This window comes from Nonomuraea sp. NPDC048882 (assembly GCF_040649755.1).
Classification (GTDB): domain Bacteria; phylum Actinomycetota; class Actinomycetes; order Streptosporangiales; family Streptosporangiaceae; genus Nonomuraea; species Nonomuraea maheshkhaliensis.
Map to the genome: position 1 here is coordinate 95,159 of NZ_JBEZGB010000015.1, position 11,621 is coordinate 106,779.

11 protein-coding genes are annotated in these 11,621 nt (G+C 70.8%); 5 read left to right on the forward strand and 6 right to left on the reverse strand.

What is annotated here, in order from left to right:
* Positions 1 to 47 precede the first annotated feature (47 nt).
* Positions 48 to 767, forward strand: coding sequence for an NAD(P)/FAD-dependent oxidoreductase (locus AB0C27_RS41630; protein WP_357856635.1), 720 nt, complete (start codon positions 48 to 50; stop codon positions 765 to 767).
* Positions 764 to 2,359: an MFS transporter gene (locus tag AB0C27_RS41635; RefSeq protein ID WP_357856638.1), complete on the forward strand. Its 1,596-nt coding sequence runs from the start codon at positions 764 to 766 to the stop codon at positions 2,357 to 2,359. The genes AB0C27_RS41630 and AB0C27_RS41635 overlap by 4 nt, the downstream gene beginning before the upstream one ends.
* Positions 2,360 to 2,373: 14 nt before the next feature.
* Here the strand turns inward: AB0C27_RS41635 and AB0C27_RS41640 are convergent, their stop codons facing one another.
* Positions 2,374 to 2,595, reverse strand: coding sequence for a 4-oxalocrotonate tautomerase family protein (locus tag AB0C27_RS41640; protein ID WP_357856641.1), 222 nt, complete (start codon positions 2,593 to 2,595; stop codon positions 2,374 to 2,376).
* A 155-nt stretch (positions 2,596 to 2,750) separates the two neighbouring features.
* Here AB0C27_RS41640 and AB0C27_RS41645 point away from each other — a divergent pair, with 155 nt between their 5' ends.
* Entirely contained in the window at positions 2,751 to 3,974 is a 1,224-nt protein-coding gene (locus AB0C27_RS41645; RefSeq protein ID WP_357856643.1) for an ROK family protein, read from the forward strand.
* A gap of 7 nt (positions 3,975 to 3,981) precedes the next feature.
* On the opposite strand, the gene AB0C27_RS41650 is transcribed toward AB0C27_RS41645, so the two are convergent.
* On the reverse strand, positions 3,982 to 4,668 hold the full coding sequence (locus AB0C27_RS41650) for a response regulator transcription factor (RefSeq protein WP_357856646.1): 687 nt from the start codon (positions 4,666 to 4,668) through the stop codon (positions 3,982 to 3,984).
* Complete coding sequence (locus AB0C27_RS41655) at positions 4,665 to 5,894, reverse strand: sensor histidine kinase (RefSeq protein ID WP_357856649.1); 1,230 nt, start codon at positions 5,892 to 5,894, stop codon at positions 4,665 to 4,667. The genes AB0C27_RS41650 and AB0C27_RS41655 overlap by 4 nt, the downstream gene beginning before the upstream one ends.
* A gap of 300 nt (positions 5,895 to 6,194) precedes the next feature.
* Between AB0C27_RS41655 and AB0C27_RS41660 the strand changes: the two genes are divergently transcribed.
* A complete protein-coding gene (locus AB0C27_RS41660; protein ID WP_357856652.1) occupies positions 6,195 to 6,602 on the forward strand; it encodes a DUF6223 family protein in 408 nt (135 codons plus the stop codon).
* A gap of 130 nt (positions 6,603 to 6,732) precedes the next feature.
* Here the strand turns inward: AB0C27_RS41660 and AB0C27_RS41665 are convergent, their stop codons facing one another.
* Positions 6,733 to 8,361 (reverse strand): ATP-binding cassette domain-containing protein, encoded by a 1,629-nt coding sequence (locus AB0C27_RS41665; protein WP_357856655.1) that lies wholly within the window; start codon positions 8,359 to 8,361, stop codon positions 6,733 to 6,735.
* 144 nt (positions 8,362 to 8,505) lie between these two features.
* Between AB0C27_RS41665 and AB0C27_RS41670 the strand changes: the two genes are divergently transcribed.
* A complete protein-coding gene (locus AB0C27_RS41670) occupies positions 8,506 to 9,270 on the forward strand; it encodes a TetR/AcrR family transcriptional regulator C-terminal domain-containing protein (RefSeq protein WP_357856658.1) in 765 nt (254 codons plus the stop codon).
* A gap of 24 nt (positions 9,271 to 9,294) precedes the next feature.
* Here the strand turns inward: AB0C27_RS41670 and AB0C27_RS41675 are convergent, their stop codons facing one another.
* Together AB0C27_RS41675 and AB0C27_RS41680 are read right to left on the reverse strand one after the other, a co-directional pair.
* A complete protein-coding gene (locus AB0C27_RS41675; RefSeq protein ID WP_357856661.1) occupies positions 9,295 to 9,951 on the reverse strand; it encodes a response regulator transcription factor in 657 nt (218 codons plus the stop codon).
* A 480-nt stretch (positions 9,952 to 10,431) separates the two neighbouring features.
* Positions 10,432 to 11,559, reverse strand: coding sequence for a sensor histidine kinase (locus AB0C27_RS41680; RefSeq protein WP_357856664.1), 1,128 nt, complete (start codon positions 11,557 to 11,559; stop codon positions 10,432 to 10,434).
* Positions 11,560 to 11,621: the final 62 nt, after the last annotated feature.

Here is an 11,621-nt window from a genome sequence, read left to right on the forward strand (position 1 = left end):
AGACGGCCCGGATCCGCCGGGCCCGCGTACAGAGGAGAGCCTTGGACATGCCCGCGCACACGAGCGACCCACTGCCGGCCGGCACCGTCGATGTCGTGGTCATCGGCGGCGGCGCGGCGGGCCTGAACGGCGCGCCGCCTGCTGGTGGCCACCGGGCTGACGGACGTGCTGCCCGACATACCCGGTCTGGCCCGGCACTGGGGGAGCAAAGTGGTGCACTGCCCGTACTGCCACGGCTGGGAGGTACGCGACGAGCCCATCGGCGTCCTCGCCACCGGCCCGCCTCGGTCCACCACGCGCTGCTGTTCCGCCAGCTCACCGACAACCTGGTCTACTTCACCCGCGGCACCGGCCTCGACGCGAGCACCCGCGCCCGCTTCGCCGCCCGCGGCATCGCCGTCGTCGACACCCCGGTGCGGGAGGTCGCGACCGGCGCGGACGGTTCTCTGTCCGGAGTGGTCCTGGCCGACGGCACGATCGTGCCCCGGCGCGTTCTGGCCGTCGTCACCGTGACCTGGGCCCGTACCGACGGCCTGGACGGGCTGAACCTGCCGATGGAGGACCTGCCCGGCGCCATGGGCCGCCGCTTCGCCGCCGGCCTGGCCGGCGCCACCGACGTGCCGGGGGTGTGGGTGGCCGGCAACGCCACCGACCCGATGGCCCAGGTGGGCGCCGCCGCCGCGGCCGGCGCGCTGGCCGGTGCGCACATCAATGCCCTGCTGGCCGACGCGGACACCGTCGCGGCCCTTTCAGAGAGGAACTCATGAGCACCGACCAGCCCGTACAGGGGGAGTCCGCCGCGCCGAGCGGCGGGGGAGCACCGGACGCGCGTCAGCTGCGCACGATCCTGATCGCCGTCTGTGTCGCGTTGATGGCGGTCATCGCCTCGGTGACCGGCCTGAACGTGGCCCAGCCCGACATGGCCGTCGAGTTCGGCGCCGCACAGACCACCATCCTGTGGATCATCAACGTCTACACCCTCACCCTGGCCGCCCTGCTGCTTCCGCTCGGCGCGATCGGCGACCGGCTGGGCCGCAAGCCCATGCTGATCGCCGGACTGATCGTCTTCGGGGCCGCCGGCGCGCTGGCCGGCCTGGCCCCGTCCGCCGAAGTCATGATCGTCGCCCGCGTGCTCAGCGGGGTGGGCGCCGCGATGATCATGCCGATCACGCTGGCCGTGATCACCTCGACGTTCCCCGCCGAGCAGCGCGGAAAGGCGATCGGCGTGTGGACCGGCGTCGCCGGAGGTGGTGGCATCATCGGCATGTTCCTGTCCGCGCTGCTCGTGGACGTGGCGCACTGGCGGTGGCTGTTCCTGCTGCCGGTCGTGCTGGTCGTCGTCTCGCTCGGCATGATGCGGTCCGTGCCCGACTCGCGCGAGCACTCCGGGCACTACTTCGACACCGTCGGCGCGCTGGCCTCCGTGGTCGCCGTGGTGGGTCTCATCTTCGTGCTCCAGGAAGGCCCGGAGCGCGGCTGGAGCGACCCGGTCACCCTGGCCGCCCTCGTCGCCGGTCTGGTGGCCCTGATCTTCTTCGTGGCCTGGGAACTGCGCCAGGAGGACGCGTCTTTGCTGGATGTACGGCTCTTCCGCGAGCGCGGCCTGAGCGGCGGTTCGGTCACCCTGCTGGTGGTCTTCGGGGTCCAGGCGGGCGTCTTCGTGGTCCTCTTCCCGTTCCTGCAAGCCGTGCTCGGCTGGTCGGGGCTGCTGTCCACGCTGGCGATGATGCCCATGGCCGTGCTCATGATGATGACCTCCGGCCTGGCGCCCAAACTGGCCGCGCGCATCGGCGCCCGCTCCACCATGGCAGTGGGGATCGTGCTGTTCGGCGCCGGTCTGGCCCTCATGGCCGGCATCGTCTCCGTCGAGGGCGGCTACCTGTCCATCCTGCCCGGCATGCTCGCCATGGGCACCGGCATGGGCCTGGCGATGACCCCCTCCACCGAGGCCATCACCGGTTCGCTGCCGCGCGAGAAGCAGGGGGTCGCCTCCGCGCTCAACGACATCACCCGCGAGTTCGGCACCGCGCTCGGCGTCGCCCTGCTCGGCGCCCTCCTGGCGAACGGCTACCGCGGCGCCATCGACGACAGGCTCGGCGGCGTTCCCCAGGGCGTGGCGGACGTGGCACGCCAGGGGGTCGCCAACGCGATCGAGGTCGCGGGCACCGCAGGGCCCCACGCGCGGGCGCTGGCGGATGCCGCCCGGCAGTCGTTCGTGGACGGCTGGCAGCAGGCCATGTGGGCGGGGGTCGTCGTCATGGGCGTCCTGTTCGTCTACACCGTCGTACGCGGCGGGCTTCCCGCAGCGGTGGACCAGGAGAAGACCCGCGAGGACCGGCAGCCGCAGGTGCCCGCGTAAGGGCTTTCCGGTGGTCAGCCCTCGCCCGCCATCAGGGCCTTCACGTCCGCGGCCGTCACCTGCTTGCCCCCGAAGGCCCAGTCGCCGCTCTTGACCTCCTCGATGATGACCAGGGTGAGGGAGCGCAGGTTCTCGCCCTCGATCGTGACCATCGCGTCGGTCAGCTTCTCCACCATCTCGGCCTTCTGCTCGTCGCTGAACACGCCCTCGATGAGCTTCACGTTGATGAGTGGCATGGGGTCCCCCTCCCCGTTGGTGCGGACATGCCCCTGCGCGAACTGGACAAACGCCGTGAAAAGAGAAATCTACAATGTAAAGGCGGCTGGCTAGTGCATTCCCGCTCCGCCCGCACAAAAACCAAACCTCCGCCGCGACGGCGAATCGTTCTAGGGTGGCGGAGGTGACGGGATCGGCGGCGGGCGCGCGGACGCAGGAGCAGGTGCGGCAGCGGAACCTGAGCGAGGTGCTGCGCCGCGTGCATCGGGACGGGATGGTGTCGCGGGCCGCGCTGGGCCGCTGGATGGGGCTCAACCGCAGCACCATCATGGATCTGACCGCGGAGCTGGCGGCGGCAGGGCTGGTCAGGGAGGGGGTTCCTGTCGGGAGGGGGCAGGCGGGCCGGCCGTCCATCGTGGTGATGCCTGAGCAGGGCACCCTGTACGGGCTCGCCTTCGATGTCGCGGTGGACCGGCTGGTGGCGGCACGGGTCGGGCTCGGCGGGCGGATCCTGGAGCGGCGTGAGGCGGTGCGGGCCCGGGCCGGGGTGGATCTGGAGGACGTGGTCGGGGTGCTGGCCGCTTTCGGTCGTGAGCTGGTGGCCGGGGCCGGTTCTGGGGCGTTGTGCGTGGGTGTGGGGGCGTCGTACTGCGGGTTGATCAGGCGGGCCGACGGCATGGTCCGGTACGGGCCGCATCTGGGGTGGGTGGATCAGGCGTTCGGTGCTGAGCTGGCGGCCGGGCTGGGGCTGGGGTTGCCGGTCGAGGTGGGGAACGAGGCGCATCTGGGGGCGATCGCGGAGCACGTGCGCGGAGCGGGGACCGAGGTCGACGATCTGATCTACCTGCACGGGGATGTGGGGGTGGGCGGGGGGATCATCGTCGGTGGTGAGTTGCTGGACGGCGATGGCGGTTACGGCTGCGAGCTCGGGCACATGCTGGTGAATCCGTTCGACGGGCGGCCGTGTCTGTGCGGGTCGCGGGGGTGTCTGGAGGCGGAGGTGGGGGAGGGGGCGTTGCTGGACTACGCGGGGCGGTCCGGGGAGTTGGTGGGCAGGGAGGGCATCCGGGCGGTGGTCGCTCTGGCCGGGGCGGGTGACGTTCGTGCGCGGGACGCGCTGGATCGGGTGGGGGATTGGCTGGGTGTCGGGGTGGTGAATCTCATCAATCTGTTCAACCCGGCGCTGGTGGTGTTCGGGGGGATGTTGCGTGATGTGTATCCGGGGGCGGCGTCGTGTGTGCGGGCGCGGATCGACGCGCATGTTCTGCCGGTGTCGCGGGAGCGGGTGCGGTTGGCGGTGACGGCTCTGGGTGATGACACGACGCTGGCCGGGGCCGCGGAGCTCGCTTTCGCGAGTCTGCTGGATGATCCCGTCAATACGCTGGCGGCTCTGCGCTGATGATCTTTTACGGTGTGGGGGTGACGAGTCCCGTTCGGTAGGCGATGACGACGAGCTGGGCGCGGTCGCGTGCGCCGAGTTTCGCCATGGCGCGGCTGACGTGGGTGCGTGCGGTGGCCGGGCTGAGGAACAGTTCGGCGCCGATTTCGTGGTTACTGAGGCCGTGGCCGACGAGGGTGAGTACTTCGCGTTCTCGTTCGGTGAGTACGGCGAGCTGGTGCTGTGCGCTTTGGGCGATTCTGCGTTGGGTGGCGAACTGGCCGATGAGGCGCCGGGTGATGCGGGGCGCGAGCAGGGCTTCTCCGGCGGCGATCACGCGGATGGCGTGCAGGAGTTCGGCCGGTCCCGCGTCTTTGAGCAGGAAGCCGCTGGCGCCGGCTTGCAGGGCGTCGAAGACGTATTCGTCGGTGTCGTAGGTGGTGAGGATGAGGATACGGACCTGCTCCAGGCCGGGGGTGGCGGCGATCTGGGCGGTGGCCTGGATTCCGTCCAGCTTGGGCATGCGGATGTCCATGAGGACGACGTGGGGGCGGGTGGCGCGGGCCTGGTCGACGGCTTGGGCGCCGTTGACGGCCTCTCCGACGACGGTGAGGTCGTCTTCGAGGTCGAGCAGGACCTTGAATCCTGAGCGTACGAGCCCTTCGTCGTCGGCGAGCAGCACCTTGATCGGGGAGTTGGTCGCGGTGGCGTTCATCGGTGGCTCCCGGTGAGGGGGAGTCGTGCTCTGACCTGGAATCCGCCATCCGGTAGTGGTCCCGCGTCGAGTTCGCCGCCCAGCAGTCGGCAGCGTTCGCGCATGCCGAGGATGCCGCGGCCGGGTGGTGTGGTTTCCGTGTCGTCGGGGCGGGGGGCCGGGTCGTCGCTTTTGGGTGTGGTGCGGCCTTCGTCGGTGATCCGGATCTCGACGGCGTCGGTGCCGGAATTCAGGGTCACGGTCATGCGGGTGGGGCCGGCGTGGCGGACCACGTTGGTGATGGATTCCTGCACGATGCGGTAGGCGGCGTTGCTGATCGTGCTGGGCAGCGGCGCCGGGGGCGGGGTGATGTCGATGGTGCAGTCGAGTCCGGCTTCGCGGGCTTTGGTGGCCAGTTCGTCGATCTGTTCGAGTCTGGGGTACGGCGCGCGCGAGTCGTCGTCGTCGGTGTCGTCGTCGCGCAGGACGCCGAGGATGGCGCGCATCTCTCGCAGCGCGCGGGAGCTGGTCTGCTCGATGGCGCGGAGTGCCTCGCGGGCCAGGTCCGGGCGTTTGCCGAGGACGTGCGCGGTGACGCCGGACTGGACGTTGATGATCGCGATGGCGTGGGCGACGGTGTCGTGGACCTCGCGGGCGATGCGGAGCCGTTCGGCGTCGACGCGGGCTCGTGCCTCCTCCTCGCGGTTGCGTTCGGCGAGTTCGGCGCGTTGTTGTGCTTCGGCCGCGATGACGTGCCTGGATCGGATGGATTCGCCCAGGGCCGCGCTCATGACGGATGCGCCGATCCGGAAGTAGACCCAGCCGATGGCGGCGCGTGGTTCGATGTCGGCCGCGGCGATCAGCCAGGTGACGGCGAGGATGAGGGTGCCGGCGCCGGCGATGACGAGTGAGCGGCGTCCGTCGCCGTAGGCGGCGAGGGTGTAGAGGGCGACGAAGAGCCCGAGCCAGCCGGGGCCGTCGGGGAAACCGAGGGTGTAGTAGGCCAGGCTGATGAGTGCGGTGGTGAGGAAGACCGGCACCGGCCAGCGGCGGCGGACGGCGATGACCGCTCCGCCGGCGATCAGCAGGACGTATCCGAGGTTTCCGAGGTCGGTGAGGGGGCGCTCGATCGGTTCGCCGGCGTTGCGCACGATCGTGCCCTGGACCTGCATGACGGTGATGAAGAGCGCGAGCAGCGTCTCCTGCGCCGGCACCGGCAGGCGCAACGTGACGGCGCGTGCTTTCATGCGTCGATCCTACGGTTCCCCAGGTGTGGGGCCCTGCGTCCGGAGGCGTGATCGCCGTACGCCGTGGGGCGTAGCGAGGGGTGGGGTGTGTACGTGGAACTACGTAGCGGCTGCCGTCCGCCGGCGGAGGCGGCGGCTGCTTGGGCGGGGAGACGATCGGTGGTGTGCGGCCCTTGCCGGGGCCGGCGCTCGTGCGGAGTTGTTTGGGCCGCGTGGCCGTGCTGGTGCGTGCTGGTTCGTGCCGGTTGGTCGTGGTTGGTCCTGGTTGCGGGCGTCCGTCGTTCGATCGAGAGGATTCTCATGTCCGTCCGAGTTCTGTCTTCCGTGGCCGACGTGTTCGGGGCGGTGGGACCGGCCGCGCAGGAGGCGGCTCATGTGCTGGTGGAGCCCGTCGGGGCGTATGCCATGACCGCCGGGCGGCTGTGGTCGGTGGTGGGTGCGCTGGTGGGGCTGGCCGGGGTCGTCGTCGGAGGGCTGGCGCTGGCCCGTTCCGTCCGGCGGGTCGGTCACGGCGGGAGGAGGGGAGCCGTCGTGGCCTTGGTGGCGGGGCTGGTCGGGGCGGGCATCGGCGGGATGGTCGTGGCCGCCGCTGAGGGCGGTCCCGGGACGGGTTACGGGATCGTCGGGGGTTACGTGGCTCTGGTGGTCGGGGTGGTCGCCATGGTGCTGGGCGGGCTGGTGGCGACGCGTTCCCGCCGTACCGCCTGACCCGGTGGTGTGGCGGGAACGCGCCGCACCACCTGACCAGCCTGACCCGGTGGTGTGACGGAACGCGCCGCATCACCTGACCAGGCGGAAGACCTGGCCGCCGCCGGTGTCGCCCGCACGGCCTTGGGGTTCAGCGGGCCCGCTCGACGCGGGCTTCGTCCCAGACCGGTTCGTCGCTCTCGTAGACGGTTCCGTCGGCGCCGAAGATGAGGAAACGGTCGAAGTCGGCGGCGAACCAGCGGTCATGGGTGACGGCCAGCACGGTGCCGGCGAACGACGCGAGGCCCTGCTGCAGAGCTTCGGCGCTGGCCAGGTCGAGGTTGTCGGTGGGTTCGTCGAGCAGCAGCAGCGTCGCGCCCGACAGTTCCAGCAGCAGGATCTGCAGCCGCGCCTGCTGCCCGCCGGACAAGGTCTCGAACCGCTGCTGGGCGGCGGGTGCGAGTTCGTAGCGGGCGAGCGCGGCCATGGCCTCGTTGAGTGTGAGGGCGTGCTCGGTCGTCACCAGTTCGGCGGGGGTGCGGCCGTGCAGGTCGGGCCTGGAGTGGGTCTGGACGAAGTGGCCGGGCGTGACCCGGGCGCCCAGTCGTACGGAACCGGTGTGCCGTACCGAGGCGGCAGCGCTGTTCGTCGCCTCGGCCAGGAGCCGGAGGAAGTGCGATTTGCCGGAACCGTTGGAGCCGAGGACGCCCACGCGTTCGCCGTACCAGATCTCGGTGTCGAACGGGCGCATCAGACCGGTGAGTTCCAGCGTTTCGCAGGTGATGGCGCGTTTGCCGGTCCGGCCGCCGCGCAGCCGCATCCGTACGTTCTGCCGTTTGGGCGGGCGTTCGGGCGGGCCGGCTTCCTCGAACCGCGCCAGCCGGGTACGGGCGGCCCGGTAGGCGGAGGCGACGGCATCGTTGTTGGCCGCGGTCTGCCGGAGGGTCTGCACCAGGCGTCTGAGCTTGGCGTGCTCCTCGTCCCAGCGGCGGCGCCGTTCCTCCAGCCGGTCGATGCGGTTCTGGCGGCCCTGGGCGTAGGTGGCGAAGCCCGCGCCGTGGACCCAGGTGCCGCGCGCTTCCACGGTCACGATGCGGTTCGTGGCGTTGGCCAGCAGTTGCCGGTCGTGTGAGACGAGCAGCACGGTCTTGGACGTGGCGCGTAGCTGGTCCTCCAGCCATTGCTTGGCGGGCACGTCGAGGTAGTTGTCCGGTTCGTCCAGCAGCAGGACCTGATCGGGCCCGCGCAGCAGGGCCTCCAAGACGATGCGCTTCTGCTCGCCACCGGACAGGGTGCCGACCGGGCGCTGCCTGACCGCGTCGTAGGGCAGGCCCAGGGCCGCGGTCGCGCAGGTGTCCCACACGACCTCCATGTCGTAGCCGCCGGCGTCGGTGTAGTCGCTGATCGCCTGCGCATAGGCCAGTTGCGTCGTCTCGTCACCGTGTTCCGTCAGCGCCGACTCCGCCCGTCCCAGGTTCGCGGCGGTGGTGCGGACCTGGACGGGTGCGACGGACAGCAGCAGATCGTGCAGGGTCCGGTCGTCTCGTACGCTGCCGATGAACTGCCGCATCACCCCCAGCCCGCCTGAGCTGGTCACCCGGCCGTCGTCCTGCCGCAGATCTCCAGCGATGAGCCGCAGCAGGGTGGTCTTGCCCGCGCCGTTCGGTCCCACCAGCCCCGCCTTGACGCCGTCGCCGATGCGGAACGAGGCCTCGTGCAGCAGCAGTCGCCCGTCCGGCAGTACGTAGGTGAGCCGGTCCACCTCGACATGTCCCGCCACCGCGTTCCTCCCTGCGGGCCTACTGGACCGTTGTTCGAGTCACCGGACCATTGATCCAGTGCTCGAACAACATACTAGACTCGGCTCTGCTACGACGAGGAGGGGGACGAATTGGGAGCGAAGCGCTCGGGGTCAGCGGGAGACGTGTGGTTGCGCCCGGCCGCACGGGCGGCGCGTGAAGCGCCGTCGCCGCCGCTCAGCCGCGACCGGATCGTCGCCGAGGCCATCGCCCTCCTGGACGAGGAAGGCGCCGACCGGCTGACCATGCGGCGGCTCGCCGAACGCCTCGGCACGGGTTCCACGACGCTGTACTGGCATGTGAAGACCAAGGACGACGTCCTGGACCTCGCTCTCGACGCGATCTTCGCAGCGGTGGAGATCCCGGGCGAAGGCGCTGCTGAAGGTCGCAGTGGCGGGGGCGATGGCGGAGGAGGCGGGGGCGCAGGCCGACGCGCTGGCAGGGACTGGCATGCCGACATCACCGCGCTGATCACCGGATGGCATGCCGTCCTGCTGGCACATCCCTGGTCGGCGGCGCTGCTCGGCCGTCCGATGCTGGGCCCCAATGTGCTCGCCCGCAGCGAGTTCCTGTACGCCACCCTCGTGGCGGCCGGCGTCACCGAGCCGCACCTGACCGCCGCGGCATACGGATTGTCCAACTACGTCATCGGTTCCGCGCTCATGCAGGCGACCTGGACGGTCCGGGAGCACGGCGCGCAACAAGCCGCCCGGGAGCACTTCCGCGCCAGCAGTGACCGCTATCCCGTCCTCGCCGCCCACGGCCCTCTCACGGAGGACGCCGACTGGGACGGCAGCTTCACCATCGGCCTCACCTGGCTCCTCGACGGCATCCAGACCACCGCGGCCAGTGCCGGCGGTGCTGCCGACAGGGCATCTACGGAGTTGTAGCTCAAGCCCAGACGCTGGCGGCGATCACGGCGGGCGGTTGGCTGAACGTGGCGTGACCAGTCCGGCCTCGTAGGCGGCGATGACGAGCTGGGCCCGGTCGCGGGCGTTGAGCTTGGCCAGCAGGCGGCCGATATGCGTCTTCACAGTGCCGGGACTCACCTTGAGCTGCGCGCTGAGCTCCGCGTTGGACAGCCCGTGGGCGACGAGGGTGAGCACCTCGCGCTCACGGTCCGTCAACGTGTCGAGCCCGCGAAAGGCCTGCTGGAGCGGCCGTTGTACGAACTCCGCGATCAGCCGGGTGGTGACGGTCGGCGCGAGCAGCGTCTCACCCGACGCCACCACCCGGATCGCCTTCAACAGGTCGTCCGGAGGCGCGTCCTTGAGCATGAACCCGCTGGCACCCGCGCGCAGTGCCGCGTATACGTACTCGTCGAGGTCGAACGTGGTCAGAATGAGCACCCGGGTGCCCCCGGCGATCTGCCCGGTCGCGGTGATGCCGTCCATCTCGGGCATTCTGACGTCCATGAGCACCACGTCCGGTGCTTCCGTACGAGCGAGCGCCACCGCCTCCCGCCCGTCGCCCGCCTCCCCGACTACGGTGAGATCGTCCTCCGAGTCGATCAGCAGCCGAAAACTGCCGCGCAGCAGTGCCTGATCGTCGGCGATGAGCACCCGAATCACAAGCCTCCTCCTGCCACGCCCACCCTGACCACACTCCTCTCGACGGCCCCCACCCCGCCCTGGCCCGGCCCACCCAGGCCTGGCGCAACCGCACTCACCTCTGCCGCGATCAACCCGACCGGCCCCAATCCGACCGGCCCCAGCCCAACTGGCCCCAGCCCGACCGGGGTCGGCTCTGTCGTCGGTCCGGTTCGGACTCGCCGACCCGCTTTCTCCGGCTCAAGCTCCTGATCCTCGTCCTCGCGTCCATCATGACCGATCCGCGCCCGCCACTCGGGCCACGCTGAAGCTTTCTCGGAACGCCGGCCGTACACACATCCGTGCGCTGGTCCGGAGCGCCCGGCCATACGGGTTCGCACCTGCCGCTGCGGCGTTCTGGCTGATGGGCCCGCTGCGCGAGCACGCCGTGCATCGCCGGAACGCCCGGTGCCGTGCACGGAACCTCCACCGAGTGGGGATGGTGGAAACTTTCGGGCGGGATCAGGGGATCTCCCATGACGCGTGCACGCCGAACCCCCTTCCCGGCAGTGGGCCGGCCTCGAACGTGCCGCCGTACAGCAAGGCCCGTTCGCGCATTCCCGCCAGGCCCTGCCCGCCCGACCGCCCCGGCAGCAGCCGTTGCCCGGGCCCGTCGTCGACCACGGAAATGCGCAGCCGCCCCTCGTCGGCCGACACGCTGACTCGGCAGTGGGCCGGAGCGGCGTGCTTGACGACGTTGGTGATCGCCTCCTGGACGATGCGGTAGACGGCTGGGGCCATGCTGTCGGGCACGGCTCCGTTCACCGACAGGTCGACCCGCACGCCGGCCTCCGCCGCCTGCTGCGCCAGGGACGGCAGGTCGGCGAGCCGGGGGAGCGGTGTCGTGTCGGGTGTGCCGCCGGGTGTGCGCAGCGCGCCGAGAACCTGGCGGATCTCGGTGAGCGAGCCGCGCCCGATCTCCTCGATGGCCCGTAACGCGTTGCGCCCTTCCTCCGGGTGTTTGTCCAGGACCTTTGCCGCCACCCCGGCTTTGACGGTGATCAGGCTCATCGAATGGGCGACGACGTCGTGCAGTTCGCGGGCGATTCGCAGGCGTTCGTCGGCCGCCGCCCGCTCGGCCTGTCTGTCGGCCTCGCGGGCGGCGAACTCGCGGCGGGTGCGGGCCGCCGTGCCGAGACTCCAGCTCGCCGCGATGACCAGCCATGACGTGCCGAGGATGAAGACGGGGTCGGGCCAGCCGCCGGCATATCGTGGCGATGCCTGCATCGAGACGAGCAGCGAGGCTCCGTTGACGAGCAGGCTCGCCACCAGGGCGATCGCCGAGCGCCGCACCGGGCGGGCGGTCGCCACCAGGTAGATGGTCAGGGCCGCCACAGCGGTCGGCAGCAGCCGGTTGGCCTGTACCGAGAGGACGGCGACGCCCAGCAGGAGCGCGCCGTAGCAGGCGGGCTCCGGCCAGATCCGCCGCACCGCCACGGGCACCGCGAGCAGCCAGCACAGCGCCACGGTCAGAGCGCTGGTGGTCAGCTCGGGAGGGCCGCCGGTGGACGCCAGCGCGAGCAGCACCGCGACCACGGTGTCGGCCAGGATGAGCAGCCAGGGTGGGGGCCGCCGGGCGAGCAGATGCACGTCTCGACGTTATCGAGGAACGGCCGGAAGCGAATCGAAGCACGGGCCGTCGGACCAGGGTC